The 16,309-nt window shown below is 62.4% G+C and carries 18 protein-coding genes; 6 read left to right on the forward strand and 12 right to left on the reverse strand.

Going from position 1 to position 16,309, the window contains the following annotated elements; all coding sequences use genetic code 11:
- Window positions 1-56: 56 nt before the first annotated feature.
- The 3 genes from RA25_RS03270 to RA25_RS03280 form a co-directional block, all read right to left on the reverse strand.
- On the reverse strand, window positions 57-659 hold the full coding sequence (locus tag RA25_RS03270) for a L,D-transpeptidase (RefSeq protein ID WP_019296913.1): 603 nt from the start codon (window positions 657-659) through the stop codon (window positions 57-59).
- 148 nt (window positions 660-807) lie between these two features.
- Complete coding sequence (locus RA25_RS03275) at window positions 808-1,842, reverse strand: fatty acid desaturase (protein WP_039146094.1); 1,035 nt, start codon at window positions 1,840-1,842, stop codon at window positions 808-810.
- A 202-nt stretch (window positions 1,843-2,044) separates the two neighbouring features.
- Window positions 2,045-3,544 (reverse strand): CoA-acylating methylmalonate-semialdehyde dehydrogenase, encoded by a 1,500-nt coding sequence (locus tag RA25_RS03280; protein ID WP_039170132.1) that lies wholly within the window; start codon window positions 3,542-3,544, stop codon window positions 2,045-2,047.
- 137 nt (window positions 3,545-3,681) lie between these two features.
- On the opposite strand from RA25_RS03280, the gene RA25_RS03285 reads away from it, so the two are divergent.
- From RA25_RS03285 to coaD, 3 genes are all read left to right on the forward strand, one after another.
- Window positions 3,682-4,578 (forward strand): LysR family transcriptional regulator, encoded by an 897-nt coding sequence (locus RA25_RS03285; RefSeq protein ID WP_039146088.1) that lies wholly within the window; start codon window positions 3,682-3,684, stop codon window positions 4,576-4,578.
- Window positions 4,579-4,633: 55 nt separating this feature from the next.
- Window positions 4,634-5,071: a CBS domain-containing protein gene (locus RA25_RS03290; protein WP_039170134.1), complete on the forward strand. Its 438-nt coding sequence runs from the start codon at window positions 4,634-4,636 to the stop codon at window positions 5,069-5,071.
- A 124-nt stretch (window positions 5,072-5,195) separates the two neighbouring features.
- Entirely contained in the window at window positions 5,196-5,696 is a 501-nt protein-coding gene (coaD, locus tag RA25_RS03295) for a pantetheine-phosphate adenylyltransferase (RefSeq protein WP_019296918.1), read from the forward strand.
- A gap of 87 nt (window positions 5,697-5,783) precedes the next feature.
- On the opposite strand, the gene RA25_RS22940 is transcribed toward coaD, so the two are convergent.
- Window positions 5,784-5,927, reverse strand: a complete 144-nt coding sequence (locus RA25_RS22940) for a hypothetical protein (RefSeq protein ID WP_019296919.1) — start codon at window positions 5,925-5,927, stop codon at window positions 5,784-5,786.
- Window positions 5,928-6,002: 75 nt separating this feature from the next.
- Window positions 6,003-7,004: a type I glyceraldehyde-3-phosphate dehydrogenase gene (gene gap, locus RA25_RS03305; RefSeq protein ID WP_039136330.1), complete on the reverse strand. Its 1,002-nt coding sequence runs from the start codon at window positions 7,002-7,004 to the stop codon at window positions 6,003-6,005.
- A 244-nt stretch (window positions 7,005-7,248) separates the two neighbouring features.
- Here gap and RA25_RS03310 point away from each other — a divergent pair, with 244 nt between their 5' ends.
- Window positions 7,249-8,220 carry a DUF808 domain-containing protein gene (locus RA25_RS03310; RefSeq protein WP_039170136.1) on the forward strand — a complete coding sequence of 324 codons (972 nt, stop codon included), beginning with the start codon at window positions 7,249-7,251 and terminating at the stop codon, window positions 8,218-8,220.
- Window positions 8,221-8,381: 161 nt separating this feature from the next.
- Here the strand turns inward: RA25_RS03310 and tkt are convergent, their stop codons facing one another.
- Window positions 8,382-10,403 (reverse strand): transketolase, encoded by a 2,022-nt coding sequence (gene tkt / locus RA25_RS03315; protein WP_039170138.1) that lies wholly within the window; start codon window positions 10,401-10,403, stop codon window positions 8,382-8,384.
- A 243-nt stretch (window positions 10,404-10,646) separates the two neighbouring features.
- Here tkt and RA25_RS03320 point away from each other — a divergent pair, with 243 nt between their 5' ends.
- Window positions 10,647-11,489, forward strand: coding sequence for a hypothetical protein (locus RA25_RS03320; protein ID WP_019297748.1), 843 nt, complete (start codon window positions 10,647-10,649; stop codon window positions 11,487-11,489).
- Window positions 11,489-11,884, forward strand: coding sequence for a cell division protein ZapA (locus tag RA25_RS03325; RefSeq protein ID WP_019297749.1), 396 nt, complete (start codon window positions 11,489-11,491; stop codon window positions 11,882-11,884). The genes RA25_RS03320 and RA25_RS03325 overlap by 1 nt, the downstream gene beginning before the upstream one ends.
- Window positions 11,885-11,964: 80 nt before the next feature.
- On the opposite strand, the gene grxD is transcribed toward RA25_RS03325, so the two are convergent.
- The 6 genes from grxD to purL all read right to left on the reverse strand — a co-directional run bounded on the left by grxD (window position 11,965) and on the right by purL (window position 16,308).
- Window positions 11,965-12,327, reverse strand: coding sequence for a Grx4 family monothiol glutaredoxin (gene grxD, locus RA25_RS03330; protein ID WP_019297750.1), 363 nt, complete (start codon window positions 12,325-12,327; stop codon window positions 11,965-11,967).
- A 377-nt stretch (window positions 12,328-12,704) separates the two neighbouring features.
- Window positions 12,705-12,938 carry a hypothetical protein gene (locus RA25_RS03335; RefSeq protein ID WP_019297753.1) on the reverse strand — a complete coding sequence of 78 codons (234 nt, stop codon included), beginning with the start codon at window positions 12,936-12,938 and terminating at the stop codon, window positions 12,705-12,707.
- A 6-nt stretch (window positions 12,939-12,944) separates the two neighbouring features.
- Entirely contained in the window at window positions 12,945-13,217 is a 273-nt protein-coding gene (locus tag RA25_RS03340; RefSeq protein ID WP_039146073.1) for a hypothetical protein, read from the reverse strand.
- A gap of 26 nt (window positions 13,218-13,243) precedes the next feature.
- Window positions 13,244-13,480 (reverse strand): BolA/IbaG family iron-sulfur metabolism protein, encoded by a 237-nt coding sequence (locus tag RA25_RS03345; RefSeq protein WP_019297755.1) that lies wholly within the window; start codon window positions 13,478-13,480, stop codon window positions 13,244-13,246.
- 65 nt (window positions 13,481-13,545) lie between these two features.
- A complete protein-coding gene (locus tag RA25_RS03350) occupies window positions 13,546-14,010 on the reverse strand; it encodes a hypothetical protein (protein ID WP_039170141.1) in 465 nt (154 codons plus the stop codon).
- A gap of 132 nt (window positions 14,011-14,142) precedes the next feature.
- Window positions 14,143-16,308, reverse strand: coding sequence for a phosphoribosylformylglycinamidine synthase subunit PurL (purL, locus tag RA25_RS03355; protein WP_019297757.1), 2,166 nt, complete (start codon window positions 16,306-16,308; stop codon window positions 14,143-14,145).
- Between the last annotated feature and the right edge of the window lies 1 nt (window position 16,309).

Consider the following 16,309-nt stretch of genomic DNA (forward strand, 5'->3'; position numbering starts at 1 on the left):
GGGCGCGGAGTTTTCCGCGCCCTTTTCTATTCAGCCTGCCGCTGCCGCCACGTAGGTCAGAGCAAGCGCACCTGGGTGCCGATCTGCACCAGCTCATACAGGTCTTCGACGTGCTGGTTGTAAAGGCCGATACAGCCGGAGGAGCTTTGCCGTCCGATCTTGCGGGTGTCATGGGTGCCGTGCACCAGATAGGCCGGCCAGTCCAGATACATGGCACGGGTGCCCAGCGGGTTGTTCGGAACCCCGCCTTCGATTGTCACCGGCAGCGACGGGTCGCGCTCGCGCATCGACGCGGTCGGGGTCCAGCTGGGGTTTTCCTTCTTGCGCACCACTTCGGTGTAGCCGCGCTTGGTCAGGTCCTCTGTCATAGGCACCGAAGAGGGGAACAGCCGGTAAGTTTCGCCGTCTGCGCCCCAGTAATGCAGCGCGCGGGAGCTGATGTCGGCCAGCAGGCAGCCTACGCCCAGCGTTTCAAAATGGTCCTGCCAGTTCTGCTGGGTGAAGGCGGAGGTGTTGCGCTGCACCGGCACTTCCTCGCGGATCGCCGGTTCGTTTTGCGGGAAGGCGTCTGTGGATTGGGCGCGCAGAAGGGCCGGGGTGGCCAGGGTTGCGCCAAGACCCATCAGGGTTGCGCGGCGGGTGATGCGGAGTTTGGTCATATTTCCTCTACCGTGCTGCTCGAAAACTCCGCCGCAAGATAAGCATGCCAACGAGTTTTCCTAGGGGCGGCATAGCGGAATTTCCCAGCCTCACAAGCTTGTGTTGTGCCGGGCGGCGGAAGATTGCCGCCCTGGCATCAAACAACAGTCAGGCTGACAGGCTGCGGGCTTGGGCAAAGGACAACAGGCGCTTGCTGTCCTCGTCCCACAGGTGCAGCCGGGCGTTGGCCAGGCTTTCACGAATTGTCATCCGGTTGCCCTCGGCCAATTCGGCATGGTCGCGCAGAACCTCGGGCAGGCGGTAGAAGGGGATGCGGCTGTAGAGGTGGTGCACATGGTGGATGCCGATATTGGCGCTGAGCCATTGCAGCACCGGCGGCAGCACGTAATGCGAACTGCCGTGCAGCGCGGCGTCATGCAGTTGCCAGTCCTCTTCCTGCTCCCACTGGGTGGTCTCGAACTGGTGCTGCACATAGAACAGCCACAGGCCTGCGGTAGCGGCGATCAGGGTGGCTGGAAGGAAGATCAGCACCAGCGGCATCAGCCCGCCGAAGTACCAGATCAGTCCCAGAGCGGCCAGGATAGAGGCATTGGTGCCCATCGCGCTGATCCAGTAGCGGGCCTGGCCGGTCAGGCCGTAGGGGATGCGGTTTTGCAGGAAGAACAGGTAGCCGGGACCAATGGCGAACAGTGTCACCGGGTGGCGGTACAACCGGTAGACCAAACGGTCCCAGCGGCTGGCGGCGCGATATTCGGCCACCGTCATTGTGTGGATGTCGCCCATGCCGCGCTTGTCCAGGTTGCCATGGGTGCTGTGATGGATCGAATGGGTGCGGCGCCAGACGTCATAAGGTGTCAGGGTCAGTACGCCGATGATGCGGCCGACCCAGTCGCTGACATGCCGGTTGGAAAAGAAGGACCCATGACCGCAGTCGTGCTGGATGGTGAACAGGCGCAACAGGAATGCGGCGATCAGCACGGAAATGGCCAGAGTCAGCCAGTAGCTGACAGACAGCGACCACCAGGCCAGCGCCCAGAGCAGCAGGAAGGGCACCACCGTCACGGCCAGCTCAAAGCTGCTGCGCAGGGGGTTGGGGTCGCGGTATTGGGCCAGGATCTTGACCCAGTCGCGGGCGGTCTTTGCAGCCGCCTGCGGCTGGTCCGGTACTTCTGTCTTGCTCATGCGCCTGCCGTTTGTCTGTCTGTTCCTGCCCGGATAGACGAGTTACGCGGCGGAACAAGCAAAAACTGGCTGAAAAGCCTATTTTAACTTACACCGTGCCGTCAAAAGCGCCGCGGAAACCGGCGGTGCATCTGCCCCAGATGTCTGCAAAGGAAAAAGGCCCCGAAGTTTTCGGGGCCTTTTCCTGTTAGTCAGCAGTGGTTTAGTCCATTGCCTTGAAGTTGAACTCGCCGCCTTCCTTGATGCCCGAGGGCCAGCGGGAGGTCACGGTCTTGGTGCGGGTGTAGAACTTGAAGCTGTCCGGGCCGTGCTGGTTCAGGTCACCGAACATGGATTTCTTCCAGCCGCCGAAGGTGTGGTAGGCCAGCGGCACCGGGATCGGCACGTTGATACCCACCATGCCGATGTTCACACGGGAGGCGAAGTCACGCGCGGTGTCGCCGTCACGGGTGAAGATCGCGGTGCCGTTGCCGTACTCGTGGTCCATCGCCAGCTTCAGGGCTTCCTCGTAAGTGCCTGCACGCACAGTGGAAAGCACGGGGCCGAAGATTTCCTGCTTGTAGATGTCCATGTCGGGGGTGACATGGTCGAACAGGTGGGCGCCGACAAAGAAACCGTCCTCGTAGCCCTGCAGTTTAAAGTCGCGGTTGTCGACAACCAGCTTGGCGCCCTGATCGACACCGGACTGGATCAGGCCAAGGATACGCTCCTTGGCGGCTGCGGTCACAACCGGGCCCAGGTCGACGTCGTCGCCGGCGGTGTAGGGACCGACCTTCAGGGTCTCGATGCGCGGGATCAGCTTTTCGATCAGCTTGTCGGCGGTTTCCTCGCCAACCGGCACCGCAACGGAGATCGCCATGCAGCGTTCGCCGGCCGCGCCGAAGCCTGCGCCGACCAGCGCGTCTGCGGCCTGGTCCAGATCAGCGTCGGGCATGATGATCATGTGGTTCTTGGCGCCGCCGAAGCACTGGGCGCGCTTGCCGTTGGCGGTGGCGCGGGAATAGATGTACTGCGCAATCGGGGTGGAGCCCACGAAGGACACGCCCTGGATGATGTCGCTGTCCAGGATGGTATCAACCGCCTCGCGGTCGCCGTTCACCACCTGGAACACACCTTCGGGCAGGCCGGCCTCGACAAACAGTTCCGCCAGCATCAGCGGCACGGAGGGGTCGCGCTCGGACGGTTTCAGCACCACGGCGTTGCCGCAGGCCAGCGCCGGGCCGACGTGCCACAGGGGCATCATGGCCGGGAAGTTGAACGGCATGATCGAGCCGACAACACCCAGCGGCTGGCGCATGGAGTACATGTCGATGCCGGGGCCTGCGCTGTCGGTGAATTCACCCTTCAGCATTTGCGGCGCGCCGACGCAGTATTCGATCACTTCCAGGCCGCGCTGCAGGTCGCCCTTGGCGTCCGGGATGGTCTTGCCGTGCTCGCGGGACAGGGCCTCTGCCAGCTTGTCCATGTCGCGGTTCATCAGGCCAACCATCGCCATCATCACGCGGGCGCGTTTCTGCGGGTTGGTGGCGCCCCATGCGGGCTGTGCCGCCGCGGCCTTTTCGATCGCATCGGTGATTTCCGCAGCGCTGGCCATCGGGCACTGGTACTGCACTTCGCCGGTTGCGGGGTTGAAGACATCGTCAAAGCGGCCCGAGGTGCCGGAGACCAGTTTGCCGTTGATAAAGTGGCCGAGTTCTTTCATCGGATCCTCCTCTGTTCATGTTGCCCTAATCGTAGGCTTGCAAAAAACACTGGAAAAGAGGAAACATTTCAAAGAGGCTTTGCAGGAACGCAAAAGGTTAACGCCAGGTTAGCAGCAGAACGGAGGACCCGGGGCCAATGGATCCGCAGTGGGATGATATGAAAGTGTTTTTGGCGGTGGCGCGGGAGGCGAGCCTGTCCGGCGCCGGCCGCATCCTCAAGATGGACCCCGCCACCGTCGGCCGCCGCATCGCCCGGTTCGAGGCGGCGCTGGAAACCCCGCTGTTCGTGAAATCGCCGCAGGGCTATGCCCTCAGCGCAGCTGGCGACCGTCTGCTGGTCCATGCCGAAGCGGCAGAACAGGCCATGAGGGCAGGGACGGAAGCCTTGAGCGGCCCCAGCGATACCATGTCTGGCCAGATCCGCATCGGCGCGCCGGACGGCAGCGCCAACTACATATTGCCGCAGGTCTGCGCCCAGATCGCAGAGGACAACCCGGATCTGGACATCCAGATCGTGGCACTGCCGCGCGTCATCAACCTCAGCCGCCGCGAAGCCGACATGGCAGTCACGGTCAGCGCCCCCACCGCGGGCAAGCTGCTGGTGCAGAAGATCTGCGACTATAAGCTGCACCTTGTGGCCTCGCGCCATTACCTGAAGGAACACCCGCCGATCGAAAAGCTGGAAGACCTGAAGGGTCACAAGATGATCGGCTATATTCCGGACATGATCTTTGACAAGGAACTGGACTACCTGAACGACATCGGCATTGAGCGGGTGGCGCTGGCGTCCAACTCTGTCTCGGTGCAGATCAAGATGGCGGCGCAAGGGACGGCGGTCTGTATTGCGCATGATTTCAGCCTGCCGGCCCACCGTATGCTGCGCAAGATCCTGACCGACAAGGTGAGCCTCACCCGCAGTTTCCACCTGGTGCGGCACCAGGGCGACCAGCGCAGCGAGCGGCTGAACCGATTTGCCCATGCCTTGTCCAAGGGCATCCGCGACGAGGTGGCCCGGCTGGAAGCCTTGACTTAAAGCTGCGTTGCGGCACACTTAATTTATTGAGAAGTTATTTCCGGAGGTCCCCAGCGTGCTCGTTCAAGAGATTTTAAAGTCCAAGGCCGGCTCGGGTGTTGTTACCGTCAGCCTGTTTGCGAGTGTCGCCGAAGCTGCAAAAGTGATGGCAGACAACCGTTTCGGCACCGTTGTGGTATCCGCAGACGGCGAATACCCGGACGGCATCCTGTCGGAGCGGGATATCGTGCGGGAACTGGCCAAGGACGGCGCAGGCTGCCTGTCGGAGCCTGTCAGCGGCTATATGACCAAGGAACTGGTCACCTGCACCAGCCAGTCAAACGTCGGCGAAGTTCTGCAGCAGATGACCGACGGCCGGTTCCGCCACATGCCGGTAGTTGAGGAAGACGGAAAGCTCATCGGGATCATCACCCTTGGCGATGCCGTCAAGGCGCAGCTGGCCCAGGTAGCGATGGAGAAGGACGCGCTGCAGGACATGATCATGGGCCACTGAGCCCGCAAGCCGGCGCGCGGGGCACTTGGCCGCAGGCTGCGCTTCCGTATTTCTGCCCCCTTGCAATGGCGGCTGCAAATATGTTTGCGTGTGCAGAAATTTCTGACAAGGCAGGAGGCCGCCCATGCGCGTTGGTCTGTATCCCGGCACATTTGATCCGATCACCATCGGGCATATCGACATCATCCGCCGCGCCAGCGCGCTGGTGGACAAGCTGGTGATCGGCGTCGCCATCAACCGCGACAAGGGGCCGCTGTTCCCGCTGGAGGAGAGGGTGGCGATGATCGAAGCGGAATGCGCCAAGCTGAGCGATGAGACCGGCACCGAGATCATTGCGCATCCGTTCGAAAACCTGCTGATCGACTGCGCCCGCGACGTGGGTGCACAGATCATCGTGCGCGGCCTGCGGGCGGTTGCCGATTTCGAGTACGAGTTCCAGATGGTTGGAATGAACCGGGCGCTGGACAGCTCGATCGAGACCGTGTTCCTGATGGCCGAGGCGCGGCATCAGGCGATTGCATCGAAACTGGTCAAGGAAATCGCCCGGCTGGATGGCGACGTGTCGAAATTCGTCACACCGCTTGTCAATGACAAGCTGATGGAGCGGTTGGGCAAAACCGGCTGACTCCGTTTACAGGTTTGGACGCAGGCAAAGCCGGGCTGACGCCCGGCTTTGTGCTATCTGTGGAACGCTGCGGGACTGTGCGGGACGTCAGCGCCAGAAAGCAGCCCAGTCGATCAGCGCAAACAGCTTCTTGCCGAGAAAGATCATATGCGTGTCGCCGAACAGGGCGATGTCAATCACGGCGGCGGCAATCAGGAACAGCCCGAGGTAAATGGCAATCCGGTTTGTCATGAAAGCTCCACCGCAAATGAAAACGCCCGCCCAGATAACCTGAGCGGGCACGAATTCTCAAGGGTCTAGCGGCGTTTAGCCCAGCTTGCCCATGGCCACGGCTACATCGGCCATGCGGACCGAGAAGCCCCATTCGTTGTCGTACCAGGCCAGCACGCGCACCATGCGGTCCTCGACCACGCGGGTCTGGTCCGGTGCGAAGATCGAGCTCTCCGGGGTGTGGTTGAAGTCGGTGGAGACCAGCGGCGCCGGCTCATAGCCCAGCACGCCCTTCATCGGGCCCTCAGCAGCCTCTTTGACGGCGGCGTTGACCTGCTCGGCGGTCACGTCGCGGCCGGCGCGGAAGGTCAGGTCCACTGCAGAGACGTTGGGCGTCGGCACGCGGATGGCGGAGCCGTCCAGGCGGCCTTTCAGGTTCGGCAGCACTTCGCCCAGGGCCTTGGCGGCGCCGGTCGAGGTCGGGATCATCGACATGGCGGCAGCGCGGGCGCGGTACAGGTCCTTGTGGCGGCGGTCCAGGGTCGGCTGGTCGCCGGTGTAGGCGTGGATGGTGGTCATGATGCCGTGCTCGATGCCGAACGCCTCGTCCAGCACCTTGGCCAGCGGCGCCAGGCAGTTGGTGGTGCAGGAGCCGTTGGAGATCATGGTGTCGCCGGCTTGCAGCTGGTCGTCATTGACGCCGAACACGATGGTCTTGTCGACGTTCTTGCCGGGGGCGGACAGCAGCACTTTCTTGGCGCCGCGCTCCAGGTGCGCCTTGGCCTTTTCGCCGTCGTTGAACTTGCCGGTGCATTCCAGAACGACGTCGCAGCCCGACCAGTCCAGCTCGTTCATGTCATAGGTGGAGAACATCTGCATGTCGCCGCGGCCCAGGTTCATGGTGCCGTCGCCGATGGTCACTTCACCCGGGAAACGGCCATGCACGGAGTCGTATTTGATCAGATGCGCAGCGGTTTCCAGCGGGCCGGTGGCGTTCACCTTGATCACTTCGATGTCGTCGCGGCCCGAGGCGGCGATGTGCGACAGGGTGCAGCGGCCGATGCGGCCAAAACCGTTGATCCCGACTTTGATGGTCATGAGTACGTCTCCAAGCGAGCAAAACCTTTGGCCGCCATATAGACCGGGGCGGATGTGGTCTAAAGGGGTAAAAGCGTCATTAAATGAAACTGTTAGCGCAAAATCGTGATGTTGGCGATAACGGTTTGTGGCGGTGGCGGTAACGGAAATCCGCGCCCCGCGTGCGGTGGCGCTAACGCTTGTGCTGCGGCGCGGAAGAAGGCAGATTGCCACTCAGACGCGAACAGGGATTGAGGAAATTGGCATGAGCGGATTGCTGGCGTTGCTGGATGATGTGGCGGGGATCGCCAAGGTGGCAGCGGCCTCGGTCGACGATGTGGCGGCAGCGGCGGGCAAGGCCGGGGCCAAGACCGCGGGCGTGATTATCGACGACGCCGCAGTGACGCCGAAGTATCTGCAGGGGTTTGCGCCGGCCCGCGAGTTGCCGATCATCTGGCGCATTACCCGAGGCTCCTTGTTCAACAAGCTGATCCTGCTGATGCCCGTCGCCATGCTGCTGGCAAATTTCGCGCCCTGGCTGATTACGCCCCTGCTGATGCTCGGCGGGTCCTACCTGTGTTTTGAAGGTGCTGAGAAGGTCTTTCACGTGCTGTTCCCGCACGCCAGCCACGCCATCGACGAGGATATGAGCGTCAAGGACCCCGGCCATCTGGAAGAGCAGAAGATCAAGGGCGCGATCAAGACCGATTTCATCCTGTCGGCCGAGATCATGACCATCGCGCTGGCCGCCATCGAGGCGCCGAACGTCTGGATGCAGGCTGCGACTCTGGCGGTGGTGGCGATCGGCGTGACGCTGGCGGTCTACGGCTCTGTCGCGCTGATCGTGAAGATGGACGATGTGGGTCTCTACCTGGCGCAGAACGCACCGACGCCGGTGGGGCGCGGATTGGGGCGCGGGCTGGTCAAGTTCATGCCGGTGCTGATGAAGATCCTGTCGGTGGTTGGCACCGCGGCGATGCTGTGGGTCGGCGGCTCCATCATCATCCACGGGCTGGAGGTGCTGGGCTTTGGCTGGCTGGGCCATCACATCCACGACTGGGCCAATGCCGTGGGTCACGCAGTGCCTGCTGCCTGGATGGGCTTTGCCGAGTGGACCGCCAAAGCAACGATGGACGGGGTGTTTGGTGTGGCCTGGGGGCTGGTGCTTATCCCGCTGGCGACGAAGGTTATCGGGCCGGCGATTGCCTCGGTTTCTGGGAAGAAGGCCAGCCATTGAGCAAAATGCCCGTGCGAAGCACGGGCAGCGCCCGGACCGACCCCACGGGGGGGGCGCTTCACGCCCACCCCTCGGCCCGGGCGCCGGGTTTGTGGACTGCACAAACAGAAAAGGGGCATCCGCTTGGATGCCCCTGTGTTCGTTCTTATCTGTGAACTGACTTAACCCAGCAGCTCTTTCACCTTAGCCACCGTGCCCTCGGCGGTGATGCCGAAGCGTTCGAACAGCTCGCCTGCGGGGGCAGAGGCGCCGAAGCGGTCCATGCCGACGAAACCGGCTTTCTTCTCCTGGCCGCGCTCGCCCAGCAGCCAGCGGTCCCAGCCGCCGTCGCGGACGGCGGCCTCGATACCGACACGCACCGGGCCTGCGGGCAGGACCTTGCGGCGGTAGGCTTCGTCCTGCTGTGCAAACAGCTCCATGCAGGGCATGGAGACGACGCGGGTGCCGATGCCTTCGGCCTCCAGCTTGGCCTTGGCGTCCATCGCAACGGAAACCTCAGAGCCGGTGGCGATCAGGATCACCTGGCGCTTGTTCTCGGCCTCAGCCAGAACATAGGCGCCTTTTTCGACCATGTTGGTCAGCTTGTGCTCGGTCCGGACGGTGGGCAGGTTCTGACGGGTGAGCGTCATCACCGACGGAGTGTCCTTGGAGGTGAGGGCGATTTCCCAGGCCTCGGCGGTTTCCACGGTGTCGGCGGGGCGGAACACATAGGTGTTCGGGGTCGCGCGGCAGATCGCCAGATGCTCCACCGGCTGGTGGGTCGGGCCATCTTCGCCAACGCCGATGGAATCGTGGGTCATCACAAACACCGACGGGATTTTCGACAGCGCGGCCAGACGCATCGCCGGGCGGGCATAGTCGGTGAAGCAGAAGAAGGTGCCGCCGTAGGGGCGCATGCCGCCGTGCAGGGCCATGCCGTTCATCGCTGCGGCCATACCGTGCTCGCGGATGCCCCAGTAGACATAGCGGCCCTTGCGGTTGTCGGTGTCAAAGACGCCCAGGTCGCCGGTCTTGGTGTTGTTGGAGCCGGTGAGGTCGGCAGAGCCGCCCACGGTTTCCGGCATCAGCGGGTTGATGACGGCCAGCGCCATCTCAGAGGATTTTCGGGTGGCAACCTTGGGCTGCTCCTCGCTCACCTGCTTTTTCAGCGCCTTGATGGCAGCCGACAGTTTCTTCGGCGCATCCAGAGAATAGGCGCGGTTGAAACGGTCCTGCTTTTGCTGCGACAGCTCCGCAAAGCGGGCTTCCCAGGCTTCGCGCTCGGACTTGCCGCGCGAACCGATCTCTTCCCATTGGGATTTGATCTCTGCCGGTACCTCAAACGCGCCGCCGGTCCAGCCGTAGGCGTCCTTGGCCGCTTTCAGCTGATCGGGATCGGTCAGGGCGCCGTGGCCCTTGGAGGTGTCCTGCGCGGCGTGGCCCAGGGCGATGTGGGTCTTGCAGGCGATCATCGAGGGTTTCTTCGATTTCTTCGCCGCGGTGATGGCCTCGTCGATGGCAACCGGATCGTGGCCGTCGATTTCCAACACCTGCCAGCCCGACGCCTTGAAGCGCTGCACCTGGTTGGTGCGGTCGGACAGATCAACGGTGCCGTCGATGGTGATGTTGTTGTTGTCCCAGAAGACAATCAGCTTGCCCAGCTGGTGGCGGCCTGCGAGGCCGATGGCCTCCTGGCTGATGCCCTCCATCAGGCAGCCGTCGCCGGCGATCACGTAGGTGTGGTGATCAACAACTTTCTTGCCGTAATGGGCGCGCTGCATTTCCTCTGCCATGGCAAAGCCGACGGCGTTGGAGATGCCCTGGCCCAGCGGGCCGGTGGTGACTTCAACTGCGTCCAGCAGGAAGTTCTCCGGGTGGCCCGCGGTCAGCGCGCCGGTCTGGCGGAAGTTCTTGATCTGATCCAGGGTGACCTGCTTGTCGCCGGTGAGGTACAGCAGCGAGTAGATCAGCATCGAGCCGTGGCCTGCCGACAGGATGAACCGGTCGCGGTCCGGCCACTGCGGGTTGGATGCATCGAATTTCAGGTGCTTTTCGAACAGCACGGTGGCGACATCGGCCATGCCGATCGGCATGCCGGTATGGCCGGAATTGGCGGCGGCAACCGCGTCCAGGGCCAGCGCGCGGATGGCGGCGGCTTTGTTCCAATGTTCGGGATTGGCGGTGCGCAGGGCTGTCAGGTCCACTTGGATTGTCCTTTGGCGTTAACAGGCATTTGCTGCGCTCAATAACAGCGATGCGCCAAAGATCAAGCGTGGTTGCGCCTATTGCGGCCAATCTGCGCGAACTAGGCGCGGCAAGTGGTTGAAACGCAAAGGGGGGTGATTTATCCCTGAAAGGGAAGAATTGGCCCATGCCGGCCGCGCGTGCTCGATTCGGGCAGGCCGCAGAACGACAATGGAACGGCAGGGCGCGGGTGAGGGACGGGCATGAACCAGATTGAAGAATTGCAGGGCCGCATCCAGGCTGCGCTGGAGCGTATCAGCGAAGGCACAGCCGCGCTGCAGGAGGCGCGCGCGGCGGATAAGGTCAGGGCCGAGGAAGCCGCGGCAGAAGCGGTGCAGGCTGCTGAGGCCGCCGCTGCCGGTGCCGCCAATGCTGAGCTTGAACAGGCGCTGGACGAGGAAAAGACGGCCAACGCCCAACTGGAAGAGCGGGTGCGGGTCCTGCACTCCCGCCTGAAGGAAATTGAGGGCAGCGCGCCGGCTGGTTCTGCCAGCGACGAAGACGTGGCCGCGATGCAGGCAGAACTGGAGCTCTTGCGCAACGAGGCCGGGGATCCGGCTGAGAAACAGGCGCTGCGTTCGGAGGTTGCCCGTCTGAAGGGTGAGTTGGAAGCGGCGGCCAATACTGCCGCCAGCGACAAGGAAGCGCTTGAAGATGAGCTGGCAGAGGCCAAGGCGGCCAATGACGCGCTGAAGGCACAGCTGGAGGCAGCCCCTGCGGCGGAGAACACGCCTGCAGAGCCGGCGGACGCACCGGACATGAGCGCCGAACTGGAACGTCAGAACGAAGCGCTGGTGCGGCTCGATATGGAGCTGCAGCAACTGCGCCAGGCCAATGAGGAGCTGCGTGCCTCAAATATCTCCCTGCGCGAAGCCAACGCGCAAAGCCTGGGCGATGCCGGGCTGATTAACACCGCGATGGAAGCCGAAATCGAAGGTTTGCGCGCAGCCCAGGCCAGCGATCAGGCCCAGGTCAACGCCGTGCTGGCCAAGCTGGAGCCGCTTCTGGCCAATGCCCGCAACCTGCCTGAGGGAGAGGAAGTCTGATGCCTGAAGTAACCATAATGATCGGCGGCCGCGGCTTTGAGGTCTCCTGCCAGGAAGGCGAGGAAAGCTATCTGCACTCTGCCGCCAAGATGCTGGACGATGAGGCGCAAGTGCTGTCCGACCAGATCGGCCGTATGCCGGAGGCGCGGATGCTCTTGATGGCCGGGCTGATGCTGGCGGACAAGACTGCCGCTGTCGAGGACCGGATCAAGGAAGTGGAGGCCGAACTTGCCGAGCGAATGCAGGAGCTGGAAGCGCTGAAAAACGCGCCCCCGCCGGAGCCTGAGAGGATCGAGATCCCTATCGTGCCGCCGCAGGTGAACGAGAGCCTGGCCGAACTGGCCGCCCGCACCGAAGCACTGGCCCAGCAGATTGAGGAACAGGCAGCGGGCTGAGGGGGGGTCCTAAGCCACTGCAAAAAAAAGGAAAAGGCGCCCTAGAGGCGCCTTTTTTTTGCTGCCGATTCCGCCTGAAATTAGGCGTTGGCTTCGCGGATCTTGTCTGCGGCTTCCTTGTTGAAGGTGATGCCGTTGTCCTCGAACAAGGTGTCCAGCTCCGACGACAGGGCCATCTCGGTGATGATGTCGCAGCCGCCGACAAACTCGCCCTTCACATAAAGCTGCGGGATGGTCGGCCAGTCGGAGTATTCCTTGATGCCCGAACGGAGGTCTTCGTCGGCCAGCACGTTCACATCGGTGTAGTCGACACCGATGTAATTCAGCACGGCTGCCACGCGCGAAGAGAAGCCGCACTGCGGCATTTCCTTGGTGCCTTTCATGAAGAGCACCACGTCATTGGCTTTGACGGTTTCGTCGATGCGGGTCTTTGCGTCGGTCATTAATCCATTTCCTCTTGGCGCTTCCGCCGGTCGCGTTCGGTTCGGATATAGGGGAGAAGCTTCAGAAAAGTAAGTCCCGCAATCAAGGCAATTGCTGCGATGGCTGGATAAAGGCTGAAAACAGGTTCAAAAGCGGTCAAGGTACTTACTCACGACGTTTGTTCCCATTTCAATCATTCGCTCTTGCTTCTCGTGCTTCAGTTCTGCCTCCAGCTCAGGATGCTTTCCGTCAAGCGGCACAAAGGGCATTGCGCGGCTGTGGTTTGTCATGCCGTTTCAAATACAGCAAGGCAGACAGGACTGCTCCAAACCAAAGTAGAAAACCTCCACAAACGAGCCAAAGAGTAGGAATACCGCTCATTTTTTGCTCACCTGTGCTACTTCAGTTTGCGCTTCGGAACAAAGAACCGGGCGTATTCCTGCGGGTCTTTTGGGACTTTCCAGGTCCGGGCGGAACCGCCGCCCATGCCCGACTGATAGTCAGAGCGCAGGGTGTGGTAATCGGGGTCGTCGTCATCGTCTTCCAGTGGGCGCCGGCGCTGGGACACAACCGCCACAACAGCGGTCATGATCACAATGCCAATCACCAGAATGGAGGAGAACAGCGACATCCCGGGTTACTCCGGTGCCTTGGCGGTGCGTGCCGGCGCCCGCATTCTTCTGAGAGGTCTGCGCATTTTGCCGTTCAGTTTCTCAAGCCGCTCGTTTTCTTTGTTTACGCTGTCCACCATCTTCAGGTCGACCGCTTCCAGACCCAAGTCGCTGTCCGGCGTTAGGGGATGGTATTCGTAATCTGGCTGGCTGCGCGATAAAGGACGCTTGCGGCGTCGTTTCTTCAACTGCGTATCAATGGCATAGATACCTGCAGCGAGGCCCAGAAGGCCGATCATGAACCACCAGCCAGAAGACATTCAGATTATTCCGGCGCCTTGGTGGTCAGCGCCAGCGCGTGCAGCTCGCCGTCGGGGCCGTCCATCTTGCCTTTCAGCGCGGCATAGACAGCGCGCTGCTGCTGGACGCGGTTCTTGCCGCGGAAGCTCTCGTCGACAACCATCGCTGACATGTGCACGCCGTCTGTGCCAGCCACCTGGATTTCGGCGTCTGGAAAGCTCTCGCGCAGCAATTCTTCAATTTCATGGGCTTGCATAGGCATCTGGGGGAGTCCTTTGTCTGATTTGACAAAAATGTAAGTGTCCGCTTGGGGCTGTGCAACCCGGATTAACTGCGGTGCTGCGTATAAGGGGCAATGGTTTCAACGAAACCAGGCAGCGCCGCCAGGGCGTCCTGCACGCTGTCCTCCTCGAAATCCCAGACCGACGACGGTGCCTCCGGGCAGAGCGCGCGCGTCAGCTCCGCGCAGCGCTCCTGCAGATCCTTTGGCAGCGGCAGCGCGGCGGCCTCTTGCAGCACCAGAAGCGCCTCGTGAATCGGGCGCAACACCCGCAGGGCATAGGTCATATGGGTCAGCAGATCCGGGTCGTCGCGCCAGGTTTCGCCGTCAAACAACACTTGCGTCACCCGCTGACCGGCACCGGCGCAGGAATAAGCCACACAGCCGCCAAAGCCGCATTTGGCCAGGTCATTGTGAATGTTACAGCGGAAATCCGGGGCGATGTTGGGGCAGGGGATGTCTGCCGCCTTCAGCAGGCCAAAATCCTCATGTTCTTCAAACGGATAGGCCACGCAACACAGGCCTGCGCAGCGGCTGCAATCCTCGGTGAGTTCAGGAAGCGGCAAGCGGGAACCCCCGTCATGAATAAGGGCGGGACAGCTGCGCCATCCCGCCCGTTAAATGTCAACGCTTTGCGCTGCAGATCAAGCCACGGCGGCGGCAAAGCTGGAGCGGAAGATGTCCTTCAGCTCTGCCAGCGGGGCCTCGGAAGCACCGAACTTCACCATATCGCCGCCGAATTTACCGACGGAGGTCAGCGGCACGCCCGCCTGTCCCGCGGCCAGCATCAGCGCCTCAGCCTGGTCGAAGTTGCAGGCAATCAGGTAGCGCGCCTGGTCCTCGCCGAACACGGTCTGGGTGTCGCCCGCGTCGATCTGCACGCCGACGCCTGCCTCTTCGGCCATCTCGAACGCCGCCAGCGCCAGGCCGCCGTCGCCCAGGTCCGTGCAGGCCTTGATGAAATCGCGGTTGGCGCGGATGAATTCGCCGTTGCGCTTCTCGGCTGCCAGATCCACCGCCGGGGCGTCGCCGTCCTCGCGGTTGAAGACCTCTGCCAGCAGTGCTGATTGGCCCAGGTGGCCAGTGGTTTCACCCACCAGAAGGGCAACATGGCCGTCGCGCGCCTCGCCGATGATCGGCTCTTCACCCGCGGCAATCAGGCCCACGGCGCCGATGGTCGGGGTCGGCAGGATGCCCTTGCCGTCAGTTTCGTTATACAGCGACACGTTGCCGGAGACGATCGGCATGTCCAGCGCGGCCACAGCCTCGCCGATGCCTTTGATGGCGCCGACAAATTGGCCCATGATTTCCGGCTTTTCGGGGTTGCCGAAGTTCAGGTTGTCAGTGGTCGCCAGCGGCTTGGCCCCGACAGCGGTCAGGTTGCGGTAGGCCTCGGCCACCGCCTGTTTGCCGCCCTCGATGGGGTTCGCCTTGACGTAGCGCGGGGTCACGTCGGAGGTGAACGCCAGCTTCTTGCCGGTGCCATGCACACGCACGATACCAGAGCCCGCGCCCGGACGGCGCTGGGTGTCGCCCATCACGGTGGTGTCATACTGCTCATAGACCCACTGCTTGCCCGCGTAGTTCGGCGAGGACAGCAGCGCCTTCAGACCGTCAATCGGGTCGATGGAGGGCACATCAGCGTCAGTCAGCGGCTCGGCGGCCGGGGTTTCCACCCACGGACGGTCGTATTCCGGTGCGGTGGAGGACAGTTTCGACAGCACCAGATCGGCTTTCACTTCGCCGTTGTGCATGATCAGGAAGCGGTCTTCGGCAATGGTCTCGCCAACGATGGCAAAGTCCAGGTCCCACTTTTCGAACACCGCGCGCGCCTCAGCTTCCAGCTCCGGCTTCAGCACCATCAGCATCCGCTCCTGGGATTCCGACAGCATCATCTCGTAGGCGGTCATGTTCTCTTCGCGCTGCGGCACCTTTTCCAGGTCCAGGCGCACGCCCAGCTTGCCCTTGTCGCCCATTTCCACGGCAGAGCAGGTGAGGCCAGCGGCACCCATGTCCTGGATCGAGATCACCGCGCCTGTCTGCATCAGCTCCAGCGTGGCTTCCATCAGGCGCTTTTCGGTGAAGGGGTCGCCGACCTGAACGGTGGGGCGCTTTTCCTCGATGGTATCGTCGAACTCGGCGGATGCCATGGTTGCACCGCCAACGCCGTCACGGCCGGTCTTGGCGCCAAGGTACACAACCGGCATGCCAACGCCAGAGGCGGCGGAGTAGAAGATCGAGTCGGTGCGTGCGAGGCCGGCCGCAAAGGCGTTCACCAGGCAGTTGCCGTTATAGGCGGGGTGAAAGCGCACTTCGCCGCCTGCACACGGAACGCCAAAGCAGTTGCCGTAGCCGCCGATGCCCTCAACCACACCGTTGACCAGCTGGCGGGTCTTGTGGTGGCCCGGCTCGCCGAAGGACAGCGAGTTCATCGAGGCGATGGGGCGCGCGCCCATTGTAAAGACGTCCCGCAGAATGCCGCCAACCCCGGTTGCCGCGCCCTGATAGGGTTCGATGTAGGAGGGGTGGTTGTGGCTTTCCATCTTGAAAACAACGGCATCGCCGTCGCCGATGTCCACGATGCCCGCGTTCTCGCCGGGGCCGCAGATCACCTGCGGGCCGTCGGTCGGCAGGGTGCGCAGCCATTTCTTGGAGGACTTGTAGGAGCAGTGCTCATTCCACATCGCCGAGAAGATGCCCAGCTCGGTGAAGGTCGGCTCCCGCCCGATGATTTCGAGGATCAGATCGTATTCATCAGGCTTCAGCCCGTGATTTGCGATCAGTTCAGGCGTGATGGCGGGTTCCTGCATC

Source organism: Leisingera sp. ANG-S5 (assembly GCF_000813925.1).
Lineage (GTDB): Bacteria > Pseudomonadota > Alphaproteobacteria > Rhodobacterales > Rhodobacteraceae > Leisingera.